A 14056-nucleotide genomic window follows, 5' to 3' on the forward strand; every position below is an offset into this window, starting at 1 on the left:
TGCCGGCCCGGGATCCTCGCGCCTACGATGAGGACGGGCGGCCCGGCAGCCCGCCGGACCGGCGACCGAGGAGGACCCCATGAAGGCACTCGTCTACCACGGACCGGGCCGCAAGGCCTGGGAGGAGGTCCCGGACCCGACCCTCCAGGACCCCACCGACGTCATCGCGAAGGTCGACACGACCACCATCTGCGGCACCGACCTGCACATCCTCAAGGGCGACGTCCCCGCCGTCGTCGACGGCCGGGTCCTCGGCCACGAGGCGGTCGGCACGATCACCGAGGTCGGGGACGCCGTGACCGGGCTGGAGCCCGGCGACCGGATCATCATCCCCGCGGTCACCAACTGCGGGAAGTGCTCCTACTGCAGGAACAACCAGCCCTCCCACTGCCAGACCCTGGGCGGCGTGGGATGGGTGTTCGGGCACCTCATCGACGGCACGCAGGCCGAGTACGTGCGCGTGCCGTTCGCGGAGACCTCCGTGCACAAGGTCCCGGAGGGTCTCGACGACGAGGACGTCCTGTTCCTGACCGACGCCCTGCCCACGGGCTTCGAGATCGGCATCCTCAACGGCAACACGAAGCCCGGCGACACGGTCGCGATCGTGGGCGCGGGGCCGGTGGGCCTGGGCGCGGTCATGACGGCGAACCTCTGCGGCGCCGGGCGCGTCGTCACCGTGGACCTCGACGAGAACCGGATGGACAAGGCCCTCGAGCTCGGGGCCACGGACAAGGTCAACGCCGGGGACCCGGACGCCGTCGAGCGGATCAGGGCGCTGTCCCCGGACGGTCTCGGCGTGGACGTGGCCATCGAGGCCGTGGGCGTGCCCCAGACCTTCCGGACCTGCCTGGACGTGGTCCGGCCCTACGGCACGGTGGCCAACGCCGGCGTGCACGGCAAGCCGGTGGAGCTGCCCCTGGACCGGATGTGGATCTCCAACGTCCGCATCAACATGGGGCTCGTGGACTGCCGCACCGTGGGCAGCCTGCTCAACATGGTCCGCTCCGGCCGGCTGGACGCGAAGGCGATGGCCACCCACCGCTTCACCATGTCCCAGATGGAGGAGGCCTACGAGCTGTTCGGCAACGCCGCGCAGCACCGGGCGGTGAAGGTGGTCATCACGGCGGACTGAGCCGCCGGCCCGGCGCTTGCTAGCGTGTGCCCGTGCGGACCGACAGACTCCAGAGCCCCCGGCAGCGCAGGACCATCGACCGGCTGGCCCGGTGGCTCGTCCGCGCCCACGGGACCGAGCCCGGATGGGACGCGCTCGTGCTGGACGTCCTGAGCGTGGGCCGGGACCTGCGCCTGCAGGTGCGGGAGGTCCGCGGCGACCGCACGACCCGCCGGCCCGTGGACGCCGAGGGCCTGCGCAGCACCCCGCGCCGGCTGGCCCGGGCCCTCCAGGAGGACTACGCCGACCTCGTGGACGGGTCGTGGCTGTCCGCCACGCTGATCGTCACCGTGGCCGGTCGGCGCTGGCAGCGCCCCGGGGTGGAGCTCGTGCTCAACTACGACGACGACCCCGCCCTCCCGGCGCACGCCCCGCACCCGGTCGCCGCGGAGGACTGGCGCCGGCACCTCGGGCGCTACCGGAGGATGGACCGCAGGATCCCGGCCTGGCTGCGCGAGCGCCTGACCGCGGCCGGTCTCGACGTCCCGGAGCGCTGAGCGGGCGCTGTTCGCCCTGGGGGGAATGACCCCTTCCGGGGCGCCCCGCCTGTTCCCTCAGCATGCTGAGGGGTCTACGCTGGTAGCACCTGTTCACCGACCGGAGGGAGAGCCCATGGGACTCGGAGACAAGATCAGCAACGCCGCGGAGAAGGCGGGCGGCACCGCGAAGGAAAAGGTCGGCGACGCCACCGACAACCGCGACCTCCAGGCCGAGGGCCAGGCGGACAAGCTGTCCGGCAGCGCCAAGCAGGCCGGCGAGAACGTCAAGGACGCGGGCAAGAACTTCAAGGACGGAATGTAGCAGCACGGTTCAGCCGTCGAACCACCCGGAGGGCCCCGGTGTCGCAGTCGACACCGGGGCCCTTCGCCGTGCTCCGCCTCCCCCGCCGCCGCGAGGGGGCCGCGTTCCGTCTCCCCCCGCCGCGAGGGGTCGCGTTCCGCCTCCTGCCACCGCGAGGGGTCGCGTTCCGTCGGATTGCGCCGCTCGTACCGACAGATGCCGACCCGCCGGCACGAGGGGGTCGCGGATCGCGCCTCATCACGCGACGGCGCACTGCCTCCCGGTTGCGATGGCACATCCTGGGTAGCCTGGGGCCATGCCGCAGACCTTCCCGGAGTCCCCGGAGTTCCCGCCCGGCTTCGAGGCGGAGCAGTGCGTCTGGGAGGCGCTGCGGGCCCAGCTCCCCGAGGACGCGGTGCTGATCTCGGGGCAGCGCATCACCGGGGACGAGGTCGAGGCGGAACTGGATCTCCTGGTGCTGTGGCCGGGTGTGGGCAACGCGGTGATCGAGGTGAAGGGCGGGGACATCTCGGTCCGGAACGGGCAGTGGCACCAGTCCGGCCGGGGTGGGGCGCACCGGCTGAAGCGGTCGCCGCTGGAGCAGGCCCGGTCCGGGATGCACGCCCTCCTGGACTACCTGGCGCCGCGGCTGTCCCGCGGGGGCGGGCGGACCACGTTCTTCGCGGCCCTGCCCTACACGCGCCTGCCCGGGGACTGGGACGTCCCCGACGCCCCGCGGGACCGGCTGTTCGACCGCACCGACCTGGACGGCATCGCCGGACGGCTGAACCAGGTGCTGCGCCGCAGCACACAGGCCTACCGCCCACCGGACGCGTCCACCGTGGAGCTGATCGTCAAGAACCTGCGCCGCACCCACCTGTCCCTGTGCAACGTGCAGGACCTCGCCCGGGAGCTCGAGGACTCCGGCAACCAGCTCACCCGGGAGCAGGAGCGCACCCTGTCCCTGCTGCGGTGGCAGCACCGCGCGCAGATCACCGGAGGCGCCGGTTCCGGCAAGACCCACCTGGCCATGCTCAAGGCCCGCCGGCTGACCCGCGACGGGCACCGCACGGCGCTCGTGTGCTACTCCCGGGGACTCGCACGGTACTTCGAGCTGATGTCCCGGGCGTGGCCGGAGGAGGAGCGCCCGGCGTACATCGGCCTGTTCCACCGGCTGCCCGTCGAATGGGGCGCGGAGCCCGGCGAGGACGACGACCCCGACTACTGGGAGCACCGGCTCCCCCAGCGGCTGCGGGACCTGGCCGCCGCCCGTCCGGACGGGGACCGGTTCGACGCGATCGTCGTGGACGAGGGACAGGACTTCGGGGAGCTGTGGTGGGAGGCGCTGGTCCAGTGCCTCGAGGACCCGGACCGGGGCGTGCTGTTCGTGTTCACCGACGAGCACCAGCGCATCTTCGACCGGGACGGGCACGCCCCCATCGACCTCAACCCGTTCCCGCTGGACGACAACCTGCGCAACACGGCCACCATTGCCCGGGCCTTCGCCCCCCTGGCCCGGGAGCCGCAGCGGTGCCGGAACGGGGAGGGCCCGGCGGTGCGGTTCGTCGACGTCGAGCCGGGGGCCGTCCTGGAGCTTGCCGACGACGCCGTGGTCGCCCTCCAGGACGAGGGGTGGGACCCGGGCCGCATCGCGCTGCTGACCACCGGCAGGCGCCACCCGGTGCAGCGGGAGATCGTGGACACGGAGGGCTTCGGAGCCTACTGGGACGGGCACTTCGCGGAGGAGGACGTCTTCTACGGGCACGTCCTGGGCTTCAAGGGCCTCGAGCGCTCGGCCGTGGTCCTGGCGGTCAACGGCTTCCAGGACATGGTCCGGGCCCAGCACATGGTCTACGTGGGCATGTCCCGCGCGAGGTCCCTGCTCGTCGTCGTCGGCCCCCGGGAGGTCGTGGAGGAGGCTGCCGGCCCGCATTTGATGGCCGCGCTCGACGCGGGCAAGGCGTGGCGCCCGCCCGCGGGCTGAGCCGGGGGCGGCCCGCGGCCGTCTACCGGGTGCTGTCGGTGGCCTCGTCGGCGTCGTCGCCGGACTCGACGCCGGCGAGCTCCTCCTGGGAGCCGTGCCCGGTGCGCGCCCGGGTGCGGGCGTCGACGGCCAGCAGGGCGAGGACGACGACGCAGCCGGCCGCCGCCGCGAGCAGCTGCACCCACCAGTCCCCCTCGGGGGAGAGCAGCGTGCGGTCCTCGAGCTGCCAGGGCCACAGCGTGCGCAGGGCGCCGAGCATGAGCCCGGTGAGCGCCAGCATGGTGACGCGGTGGTGGTGGTCGAGGAGCCACTGCAGGCCCTTGACGATGACCACCATGCCCAGGGCCGCCCCGAGGAAGAACAGGGACAGGTAGCCGAGGTCGAGCTCGTCGACGGCCCGCAGCGTCGGCTGGTAGAGCCCGATGGTCAGGAGCAGGAAGGAGCCGGAGAGCCCGGGGAGCAGCAGCGCGGACACCGCGACCATGGCCGCGAGCACGATGAGCAGCGGCGCGGGGGCCACCGTGGTGGGCGGCACGGACACGAGCACGAACGCGAGCACGGCCGCGAGCGCCACGACGGCCGCGTCCCGGGCCCGCAGGGCCCCGCCCGCCAGACGGAGGGGCACCCCGATGGAGGCCAGGACCATGCCGAAGAACAGCGCCCGCATGGTGACGGGGTACTCCTCGACGAGGTGGCTCATGGGCCCGGCCACGGTGAGCAGGGCCGCGACCATGCCGATCACCACGGGCACCACGATCCGCCAGTGCACCCGGGCCAGGTGATGCCGCACCCCGGCGGCGCGGTCGGGCCCGAGCAGCGCCCGCCTGCCGGCGGAGACCACGTGCCCGGCGGAGTTGATGAGCTCGTCGTAGATGCCGACCACGAGGGCCACGGTGCCGCCGCTGACCCCGGGGACGGTCTCGACCACGCCGATGAGTGCGCCGCGCACCACGTTGCCCGGGATGCTGCGGCGGACCTCCCCGCCGGGAGTGGTCGTGGCGGTGGTCGTGGCGGTGGTCGTGGTGGCCGGCGGTGTCGAGGGACGGTCCGGGGGCGACGAGGGCGTCACAGGTGCTCCTGGGCAGGGGAAGAGGGGACGCCTGCCAGGGTTTTCGAACGCCTTTTGGGAGCGCTTCGNGACCGCACCGGGAAAACATCTTCGAAAAAGGAGCCCGCCATGAGCCCCAACCACGTCGGTTTCGCCCTGATCCTGCTGGCAGCGCTGTTCCTCGTGGGGAAGTGGTTGCGGGTCCGGGTGCGGTGGATCCAGAAGATCTTCCTGCCCAGCTCCATCATCGCGGGCTTCCTCGCCCTGCTCGCCGGCCCCCAGGTCCTGGGCCGGGTCGGAGAGGCCGCCGGGGTCGGCTGGCTCGCGGACGGGGGCGTGTTCACCCCGGAGATCCTCGAGGTCTGGGCCACCCTGCCCAGCCTGCTCATCAGCGTGGTCTTCGCGACGCTCTTCCTCGGGGCGTCCATCCCCGGTCCGCGGCGCGTCGCCCGGCTCGCCGGCCCGCAGCTGTCGGTGGGGCTCGCCTTCGGCTCCGGCCAGTACGTCGTCGGCCTGCTGCTGGTGATCGCGGTCCTCGGTCCCCTGTTCGGGATCTCCCCCATGGCCGGAGCCCTCATCGAGATCGGCTTCGAGGGCGGCCACGGCACCGCGGCCGGGATGCGCCCCGTGATGGAGGAGCTCGGCTTCGAGGAGGGCGCGGACCTGGCCCTGGGCATGGCCACGATCGGCCTGGTGGGCGGCATCGTCATCGGGATCGCCGTCATTAACTGGGGTGTGCGCACCGGGCGCACCAAGGTGCTCAAGGGCAACGTGGAGCAGTCCGTCGAGGAGCAGAAGGGCCTCTACCGCCGGGACGAGAACATCCCCGCGGCCATGATGACCTCCCGGCCGGCCTCGATCGAGCCGCTGACCCTGCACGTGGCCGTGGTGGGCATCGCGATCCTCATCGGCTACCTCATCCTCACGGCCCTGCAGTGGGTCGAGCAGGCCCTGTGGGCGGACACCGTGGAGCTGCTCGCGTTCGTGCCCCTGTTCCCGCTCGCCATGCTGGGCGGCGTGGTGGTGCAGCTGGTCATGGACTGGCGGGGCATCGGCCACCTGCTGGACCACCAGATGATGCTGCGCATCCAGGGGCTCGCCCTCGACTTCCTGATCCTCGCCGCGATCGCGACCCTGTCCCTCACCGCGATCGCCGCGAACTGGGAGGTCTTCCTGGTCCTGTCCGTCGCCGGCGTCGTCTTCTGCACCGGTTTCCTGCTCCTCTTCGTGCCCAAGGTCATCCCCGACTACTGGCTCGAGCGCGGCATCGCGGACTTCGGCCAGTCCATGGGTGTCACCGCCACCGGCCTCATCCTGATGCGCATCGCCGACCCGCACGACGAGAGCCCGGCGATGGAGGCCTTCGGCTACAAGCAGCTGTTCTTCGAGCCGTTCTTCGGCGGCGGGCTGATCACCGCCGCCTCGGTGCCGCTGATCTACCAGTTCGGCCCGTGGCCGCTGCTCGTCGTCATGTCGGTGCTGTTCGTGGTGGCGCTGGTCGGCGGCATGTCCTACCGCAAGCGGCTCGTGGCGGCCGGCTCCGCCGACGCCGTGCATGCCCGGCAGGCCTGACGGGCCATGAGCGACGTCCTCGTGGCCACCGGTCACGGGCAGATGCCCGTCCACGTGGCGGTGCCCGACGGCCCGGGGCCCTGGCCCGGGGTGGTGCTCGTGCACGACTTCACCGGGATGAGCCAGGACCTGCGCCACCAGGCGGACTGGCTGGCGGGCGCGGGGTTCCTCGCCGCGGCCCCGGACCTCTTCCACTGGGGCGGCCGGCTCCGCTGCCTGCGCACGATCATGAAGGACATCGGCGCCCGCCGGGGACGCACGTTCGACGACGTCGAGGCGGCGCGGTCCTGGCTCGCCGCGCGCCCCGACTGCACGGGCCGGATCGGGGTCGTCGGCTTCTGCATGGGCGGCGGCTACGCGCTCGCCCTCGCCGTGGAGCACGGGTTCTCGGCCGCGAGCACGAACTACGGCGGGTGCCCCGAGGGCGCCGAGCAGTGGCTCCCGGACGCCTGCCCCATCGTGGGCAGCTACGGCGGGGCGGACACCACTCCCCTGGGCGCCGACGCCGGCCGCCGCCTGGAGGGCATCCTCACCGAGACCGAGGTGGCGCACGACATCAGGATCTACCCCGGGGTGGGTCACGGCTTCATGAACGACCACGACCCCGAGGACCTCTCCCCGATGCTGCGGGTGCTCGGCCGGTTCAGCCGCACGGCCTACGACGACCCGGCCACCCAGGACGCCCGGCGCCGGATCGTCGCGTTCTTCGACCGGCACCTGCGGGAGCCGGCCGGTCCGGACGGAGCGCAGGACTCCGAGGGCTGAGCCCCCGGGGGCGAGGGCGCGCACGACACGGATGACGGTGTGCGACGACGAATTCGTGACGTGTTGTTGTTCACGCGCCCGGCCGGGACGGCCGTCACAGAACGCCGCCCTCGGCACCCTCCTGGCAACCGTTGCAGGTTGCCGACCGGACGGGGGTGTGACGAAGCTCAAGACCTGCGGGCCGTTTGTCAAATCGGGGTCGCTGCGCAGGTCACCGCGGACAGTGCACCATGGAAGCACACACGAACGAAGACTTGATGGGAGGTGGCGGAATGACCGCTGCTGAGAAGTGGATGACCGACCTGAGCCAGATCCAGCCCGGCGACCGGCTCGAGATCTGGGACGAGTTCTACGAGAGCTGCATCGGCACCGTGGGGCAGGTCTCGCACCCCCTGGGCGTCCTGTGGGTCCTGGAGGCCGGCACCGGCGTCCGCCGGCTGTTCTCCTTCGAGGACTGCCGCCTGCGCCCCGCGCCCCTGGCCCTCGCGGCCTGACCGGACTCGGTCCACGACGCCCGATCGGGCCGGTACGCACCGGCGCCCGGTCGGGCGTCGTCGTACCCTGGGCCCGCCCGGCCGCGCACGGCAGGATGGACCCATGAGCATCCTCATCGGCCTGGACATCGGCGGCACCACGACCCACGGCCTGCGGGCCGAGGACGGCCGCCCGGTGCAGGAGGCCGTCGGCGGCAGCGCCAACGTGCAGAACGTCAGCCCCGCCGAGGCCTCCCGGGCCCTGGCCGGCGTCCTCGGTGAACTGGGCGCCTCGGCCGCGGACGTGGTCGTGGCGGGGGCGGGCGGCGTCGACACGCCCGCGGACGCCGAGGCGCTGCGCGCGCTCATCGCCCCGCACACGGGGGCGGCGCGGATCGTCGTCGTGCACGACACCCGGCTGGTCCTGGCCGCCGGCGGGTGCAGCACCGGCATCGCGGTCATCGCCGGCACCGGCTCCGCCGCCTGGGGCGCCGCCCCGGACGGCCGGGAGGCCCGCGCCGGCGGCTGGGGGCACCTGCTGGGCGACGAGGGCAGCGGCTACTGGCTGGGCCGGGAGCTCGTGCGCCGCGCCCTCGCCCGGCTCGACGACGGACTGCGGCCCGACGCCCTGGACCGGGCGGTGCTGGCGCACTGCGGGATTCCCGAGCCCGGTCAGCTCATCGAGCGCTTCCACAGCGGCGCGGACCGCGGGTTCTGGGCCGGGCTCTCCCGGGTCGCCTTCGAGGCCGCGGCGCACGACGACGACGCCCTGCAGCTGGTGGAGCGCGCGGCCGGGGCGCTGGCCGACCTCGCCGGCACCGTGTCCCGGCGGCTGGAGCTGACCGGCCCGGTGGTGGTGGGCGGTGGCCTGGCACGGCACCAGCCGCTGCTGCGGGACCGGCTGCAGCAGGCCGCCGCGGCCCGCGGTCTCGGGGAGCTGCGGGTGCTCGAGCGCGATCCCGTGCACGGCGCCCTGCGTCTCGGCGAGCGCCGGTGACGGCAGAGCCGCCGGGGAGCCCTACCCTGAACGGGTGACCACCCTCGCTCCCGCCCGCGGCCCCCGGCTGCGCCCGACCCTCTACGTGCTGGCCGCCGTCGTCTCCGTCCAGTTCGGCGGGGCCCTCGCCGCCGTCCTGGTGCCCCTGATCGGGGCGTCCGCCACGGTGACCATGCGGCTGCTCATCAGCGCCGCGATCATGCTGGCCGTCATCCGGCCGCGGCTGCGCGGCCGGAGCCGGGAGGCGTGGCGGTCCGGCCTGTTCTTCGGGGCGGCCCTGGCCGGCATGAACTTCGCGTTCTACCAGTCCCTGGCCACCCTCCCGCTGGGCGTGGCCGTGACCATCGAGTTCCTGGGCCCGCTCGCCCTGTCCGCCGTGCTCTCCCGCCGCGGCCGGGACGTCCTCGCCGTGGCGGCGGCCCTGGGCGGGATCGTGCTCATCTCCCAGGCCCTCACCGTGCCGTGGGCGGAGCTCGACCTCGCCGGCATCGCTTGGGCCGCGCTGGCCGGGGCGGGCTGGGCCGCCTACATCCTGGGCAGCCGGTCCGCGGGCCGGCACTTCGACCAGCTGGACGGTCTCGCCGTGGCCCTGGTCGTGGCGGCGGTCCTGGTCACCCCGGTGGGTGTCCTCACGGCGCACGTCCCCGCCCTGACGTGGGGCGTGCTGGGCGCGGGGGTGGGGATCGCGATGCTCTCCTCCGTGGTCCCCTACTCCCTCGAGCTGCTCGCGCTGCGGGCCATCCCGCCCAAGGTCTTCGGGATCCTGCTGAGCCTGGAGCCCGCGGTCGCGGCCCTCGCCGGGCTGCTGGTGCTCGGGCAGGCGCTCACGGGCCCGCAGCTCGTGGGCATGGGTCTGGTCGTGGCCGCGAGCGCTGTGATCATGGTGGGCGGGAGCACCCCCGAGCTCGCCGCGGACGCCGCGGCCGACCCGGCGGCCCGCGAAAACTGATCAGCCCCCTGTTCAATGTCGGACGGCCGTGATGGGATGGAGACCATGGAAGCCAACGAGATCATGGACCGCATCCGCTCCGCCCGGGACCACGCCCTGGAGCAGGAGCGCGAGGAGCGCAGCAACATCGAGAACGCCGACACCGCGGACAAGCAGGGCGCGGCGAGCGTGCGCCTGGCCACTCGGCAGGCCGTGCGCGAGGCCTTCGACGACATCCTCGGCGAGAGCACCGACCCCGGGCAGGACGGCTGAGCGCCCGGACGGCCGCGCGCCCGACCGGCGTGACGAGCGTCCCCGGAGTCCTCCGGTGACCCGCACGGCCGTGGTCGGCGCGGGCATCGTGGGTCTGGCCGCCGCCCACGCCCTGCGGGCGCGCGGCGCCGACGTGACCCTGTACGAGTCCGGGCCGCCCGGCGGCGGGCAGTCCGCCGGGCAGGGCCGGATCTTCCGGCACGCCCACGAGGACCCCCGGCTGGTGGCGCTGGTCGCCCGCAGTCGGGCCCTGTGGCGGGAGTGGGAGCAGGAGTTCGGCGTCGAGCTGGTCTCCCCCGACGGCGCCGTGGCGATCGGGGACGGCGTGGAGGACAAGCTCCGCACCCTGGAGCCGTTCGAGGACGTCCCCGTGCGGCGCCTGTCGCCCGCGGAGCTGCACGAGCGGCTGCCGCTGCTGGCCGACTGGACCGGCCCGGCGATGCTCGACCTCCGCGGCGGCGCCATCCGCACCCTCGCCGCCGTCGCGGCGCTGTCGCGCCGGCTCGAGGGGTCGATGCTGCGCGAGCACGTGCTCGCGGTCCGGCGCACGGGCACGGGAGCGGTGGAGGTGCGGACCGGGACCACCTGCGAGACCTACGACCACGTGGTGCTGTGCGCCGGCCGGGGCACCGCCCCGCTGGCCCGCGGCGCCGGGCTCGACCTGCCCGTGGCGGTGGGCGCCCACGTCCGCATCACGTTCGCCCTGGCCCCGGACGGACCGGCCCGTCACGGTCCGGTCCCGGACGGAGCGTCCCCCGGTGCCGCCCGGGGCCTGCCGACCTTCCAGGACGGCAGCGGGGCCTTCGGCGAGACCGGCGTGTACGCCGCGCCGTATCCGGACGGCCGCCACTTCTCGGTGGGCCTCAGCGCCGACACGCCCGCCCACCCGGACGGCGGCCTCGCCGATCCCGCGGCGCTCGCCGCCCTGGCCGACCGGACCGTGGCCTACGTGCGGCGCGCCCTGCCCGGCCTGGACCCGCGCCCGGTGGACCACGTGCACTGCTGGGTCACCCGGCTGCCCTGGGGCGACGACGGCGTGGGGATCTGGTCCGAGGACGGGCTCACCGCCCTCGCCGGGCACAACCTGTTCAAGCAGGCCCCCGCGCTCGGCGAGGCGCTCGCCGGGACCGTGCTGACCGGCACGGTCCCCGGCCACCTCCACCACGGGGAGCAGCTGGGCCGCTCGGCCGGCTGAGCGGACCCGGTAGCGCGTCCGAGCGGGCGCCTAGCCTGGAACGTGTCGGAGGTCACACCGCATCGTGTCCGGGTCCCGGACGCCGTGGCGGACCCCCGGCGGCACCGCTGCACCCGCTTCCCGGAAGGACCTTCGCCATGACCACGCACACCGAACCCTGGCCGGCCGGCACGCCCTGCTGGGTGGACCTGATGGCTTCTGACCTGGGCCGCACCCAGGCCTTCTACCGCGACGTGCTCGGCTGGACCTACTCCGAGTCCCAGCCCGAGTACGGCGGCTACTGCAACGCGCTGCTCGGCGGTCGGGCCGTCGCCGGGCTCTCCCCCACCATGGAGGGCATGGCCGACGCCCCGCACGTCTGGTCGGTCTACCTGGCCACCGAGGACATCTCCGCCCATGCCGCCCGGGCGGTCGAGGCCGGGGCCACCCCGGTGTTCGAGCCCATGGAGGTCGGGGCCTTCGGCTCCATGGGGATGTGGGTCGACCGCACCGGGGCGGCCTTCGGCATGTGGCAGGCCCACGAGCACACCGGCTTCGAGGCGTACGGGGAGCCCGGCGCGGTGGTCTGGTGCGATCTCATGACCGGGGATCCCGCCGCCGCCCAGGGCTTCTACGCCGCGGTCTTCGGCTACGCCTACCAGGACATCGGCGACGACCGGATGCCCTACGCCCTGTTCACCGTTCCCGGCGGGCAGATGCCCGCCGGCGGCATCGGCGGTCTCGACCCCGCGGCCGGTGACGCCCGGCCCGGCTGGTCGGTCGCGTTCCAGGTCGAGGACGTCGACGCCGCCGTGCGCCGCGTGCGCGAGGCCGGGGGGTCGGTCGTCCAGGAGCCCTCCGACTTCGAGTACGGGCGGATGGCAGCCGTCGCGGGACCCGACCAGGAGGTCTTCGTGCTGATGACCCCGAAGGAGGAGATGTAGCTCCCCTGCCGGGGCGCCTCAGCCCCGGTCGAGGCGTCCCAGCGCCGCGGCAACCGGGCGGGCGCCGGCCAGACCGGGCAGCGCGGCGAGGTCCTCGTCGACCGCCAGCAGGTCGGCACGGGCGGCCGGGTCCGCGAACAGCCGGCTGACCCACGCCCGGTGCGGACCGGGGTCGCCGTAGCGGGTGCCGGGCCACCGCCACCGGGCCGCCCCGGAGCGGGCGAGCCGGCGCGCGCTCGCACTGCGGTCCAGTCGCGCTCCGGCCTCCTCGGCGAAGAACGCCAGGTGCCGCTCCTTCAGTCCCACGATCTCCCGGGCCGTACCGGCCAGCCGGGGCTCGACTGCCCCCAGCCGCCGGTAGACCGCGGCGAGCACGGCGGTGTCGAGTCCTCCGGTGACCATCTGGGCGCCGGTGGTCTCGGCGCCCAGCAGATTGCTGGAGACCGCGCCGAGCGCGGGCCGGGCCCGTTCGTCCCAGGTCCGCCGGGCCCGGCCGAGGTGCGTGTCGGCGGGCTCCCGGGCCGTGCGGCCGTTGGCGGCCAGGACAGCTCCCAGGGTCTCGGCGAGCCAGTGCTGCTCGTAGGCCCACGCGGTGAGGAAGGCCGTCACCCGGGCCTCGGCGTGGGTGGGGGTGACCAGCAGGTCCCGCAGCCGGTCCAGCAGGCCGCGCTCGACGCACCACAGGTGCGCCAGCACCTCCAGGGTCCCGGGGGCGAGGTCGTTCAGGGCCTGGAGGTCGAGGTCGGCCGGGCGCAGCGCGTGCGGGTCGCGCGCGTAGGCGCGCACGTCGAACCCGGGTGCGCGCACGTCGGACCGGGGGCCGCCCACCGCGGAGGTGCTGCTCGCGCTCACGCGGCCACGCCCCGGGCGTCCAGGGCGTCGGCCACCACCGTCAGTCCCTCCATGCCGGGCAGCTTCGCGATCTGGCGGTCGATGGCCTCGACCTCCCGGCGGCCCTCGGCCCCGGCGAAGAGGTGGCCCATGACGTGGGTGACCTCCTCCTCGGGCGAGACCCCGGAGCCGACCGGCTGCCAGGCGGTGCGCAGGGCCAGGCGGGCGAGCTTCTGCGCCTTCGGGCTGTCCTGCAGCCGGGCCCGGGCCTGGGTGGTGTAGAACGCGATGTGCTTGGTCTCCTGCGCGGCGATGCGCCGCAGCAGCGGGGCGAGCACGGGGTGGTCCTCGAGCGCGGCCAGGCGCCGGTAGGCGGCGGCCGCGGAGCGTTCGTTCACCGCGCCCCAGAGCATGTGCACGGCGACGAAGTCGGTGCCCACGATGTTGGACAGCAGCGACTGCTTCACCGGGTTGATGCGGTCGCGCCAGCCGAGCTTGACCCGCTTGGCCTTGAGCTCGTCGAAGGCCACGGTGATCCCGTGCAGGGACAGCACGTGGGCGAGGGCCTCCCCGTGCCAGAACTCCTCCCGGTTCCACATGGTCATGAAGGTGCTGACCTCGGGGTCCTTGCGGGAGGGGCTGACGAGCATGTCCCGCAGGTAGCAGACGGTGTGGAACTCGACGTCGCACATGTACCGCAGCGTGCGCAGCGTCTCCGGGGGCAGGGGGTCCTCGCGCAGGGCCTCGAGCCCCAGGTCCTCCCAGTGCAGACTGGTGGACTCCTCGGCGAACCGGTCGATGTCGAAGGCCATGACGCCTCTTTCTCCTCCTCGATGGGGTGCTCTCGTGAGGATGTTCGGCGCCGGGGCGGCATCGGATGGGTGGGTCCCTCCACGGCGTGGACCTCGAGGTCCGGGTCGGGGAGGCGCCCTGGATGGAGCGGATCTCCCCCTTCCACTGGTACATCGGCGCCGAACCGCTGGCCACCGGCGTCGACTGGTCCGGTCTGGGGCTGCTGGCCGCGCCGGCGGTCCTGGCGGCGGCAGGGGGCGCCGCTGCCTTCGAGCGGCGCGACCTCATGGTCTGATCCACGGGCCTGTCCCGGCGCGTCACCGG

Annotated in this window: 16 protein-coding genes; 13 read left to right on the top strand and 3 right to left on the bottom strand. The window is 74.0% G+C overall.

Going from position 1 to position 14056, the window contains the following annotated elements:
* Positions 1 to 79 precede the first annotated feature (79 nt).
* The 4 genes from H488_RS30530 to H488_RS30545 all read left to right on the top strand — a co-directional run bounded on the left by H488_RS30530 (position 80) and on the right by H488_RS30545 (position 3935).
* The gene (locus tag H488_RS30530; protein ID WP_017834005.1) at positions 80 to 1132 is read left to right on the top strand and encodes a zinc-dependent alcohol dehydrogenase family protein; all 1053 of its coding nucleotides are present in this window, start codon (positions 80 to 82) and stop codon (positions 1130 to 1132) included.
* 32 nt (positions 1133 to 1164) lie between these two features.
* The gene (locus H488_RS30535) at positions 1165 to 1668 is read left to right on the top strand and encodes a hypothetical protein (RefSeq protein ID WP_126350465.1); all 504 of its coding nucleotides are present in this window, start codon (positions 1165 to 1167) and stop codon (positions 1666 to 1668) included.
* A 115-nt stretch (positions 1669 to 1783) separates the two neighbouring features.
* Complete coding sequence (locus H488_RS30540; RefSeq protein ID WP_017834007.1) at positions 1784 to 1972, top strand: CsbD family protein; 189 nt, start codon at positions 1784 to 1786, stop codon at positions 1970 to 1972.
* A 295-nt stretch (positions 1973 to 2267) separates the two neighbouring features.
* Positions 2268 to 3935, top strand: a complete 1668-nt coding sequence (locus H488_RS30545) for an NERD domain-containing protein (RefSeq protein WP_017834008.1) — start codon at positions 2268 to 2270, stop codon at positions 3933 to 3935.
* A gap of 22 nt (positions 3936 to 3957) precedes the next feature.
* Here H488_RS30545 and H488_RS30550 read toward each other — a convergent pair whose 3' ends face one another.
* On the bottom strand, positions 3958 to 5004 hold the full coding sequence (locus H488_RS30550; protein WP_017834009.1) for a DUF368 domain-containing protein: 1047 nt from the start codon (positions 5002 to 5004) through the stop codon (positions 3958 to 3960).
* Positions 5005 to 5112: 108 nt separating this feature from the next.
* Between H488_RS30550 and H488_RS30555 the strand changes: the two genes are divergently transcribed.
* From H488_RS30555 to H488_RS30590, 8 genes are all read left to right on the top strand, one after another.
* Positions 5113 to 6555, top strand: a complete 1443-nt coding sequence (locus H488_RS30555; RefSeq protein WP_017834010.1) for a sodium/glutamate symporter — start codon at positions 5113 to 5115, stop codon at positions 6553 to 6555.
* Positions 6556 to 6561: 6 nt separating this feature from the next.
* Positions 6562 to 7320: a dienelactone hydrolase family protein gene (locus H488_RS30560; protein ID WP_017834011.1), complete on the top strand. Its 759-nt coding sequence runs from the start codon at positions 6562 to 6564 to the stop codon at positions 7318 to 7320.
* Positions 7321 to 7592: 272 nt separating this feature from the next.
* Entirely contained in the window at positions 7593 to 7814 is a 222-nt protein-coding gene (locus H488_RS30565; protein ID WP_017834012.1) for a hypothetical protein, read from the top strand.
* A 103-nt stretch (positions 7815 to 7917) separates the two neighbouring features.
* Entirely contained in the window at positions 7918 to 8790 is an 873-nt protein-coding gene (locus H488_RS30570; RefSeq protein ID WP_017834013.1) for an N-acetylglucosamine kinase, read from the top strand.
* A gap of 34 nt (positions 8791 to 8824) precedes the next feature.
* Entirely contained in the window at positions 8825 to 9739 is a 915-nt protein-coding gene (locus tag H488_RS30575) for an EamA family transporter (protein WP_017834014.1), read from the top strand.
* Positions 9740 to 9784: 45 nt separating this feature from the next.
* Positions 9785 to 9991, top strand: coding sequence for a hypothetical protein (locus tag H488_RS30580; RefSeq protein WP_017834015.1), 207 nt, complete (start codon positions 9785 to 9787; stop codon positions 9989 to 9991).
* 55 nt (positions 9992 to 10046) lie between these two features.
* Positions 10047 to 11186, top strand: a complete 1140-nt coding sequence (locus tag H488_RS30585; protein WP_017834016.1) for an NAD(P)/FAD-dependent oxidoreductase — start codon at positions 10047 to 10049, stop codon at positions 11184 to 11186.
* A 137-nt stretch (positions 11187 to 11323) separates the two neighbouring features.
* Complete coding sequence (locus H488_RS30590) at positions 11324 to 12109, top strand: VOC family protein (protein ID WP_017834017.1); 786 nt, start codon at positions 11324 to 11326, stop codon at positions 12107 to 12109.
* Positions 12110 to 12127: 18 nt separating this feature from the next.
* Here H488_RS30590 and H488_RS30595 read toward each other — a convergent pair whose 3' ends face one another.
* Entirely contained in the window at positions 12128 to 12961 is an 834-nt protein-coding gene (locus H488_RS30595) for a hypothetical protein (RefSeq protein WP_017834018.1), read from the bottom strand.
* On the bottom strand, positions 12958 to 13752 hold the full coding sequence (locus tag H488_RS30600) for a hypothetical protein (protein ID WP_017834019.1): 795 nt from the start codon (positions 13750 to 13752) through the stop codon (positions 12958 to 12960). Before H488_RS30600 ends, H488_RS30595 begins: the two co-directional genes overlap by 4 nt.
* Positions 13753 to 13817: 65 nt before the next feature.
* Here H488_RS30600 and H488_RS30605 point away from each other — a divergent pair, with 65 nt between their 5' ends.
* The gene (locus H488_RS30605; protein WP_017834020.1) at positions 13818 to 14027 is read left to right on the top strand and encodes a hypothetical protein; all 210 of its coding nucleotides are present in this window, start codon (positions 13818 to 13820) and stop codon (positions 14025 to 14027) included.
* The last annotated feature ends 29 nt before the right edge of the window (positions 14028 to 14056 follow it).

This window comes from Kocuria sp. UCD-OTCP, from assembly GCF_000349605.1.
Classification (GTDB): Bacteria; Actinomycetota; Actinomycetes; order Actinomycetales; family Micrococcaceae; genus Kocuria; species Kocuria rosea.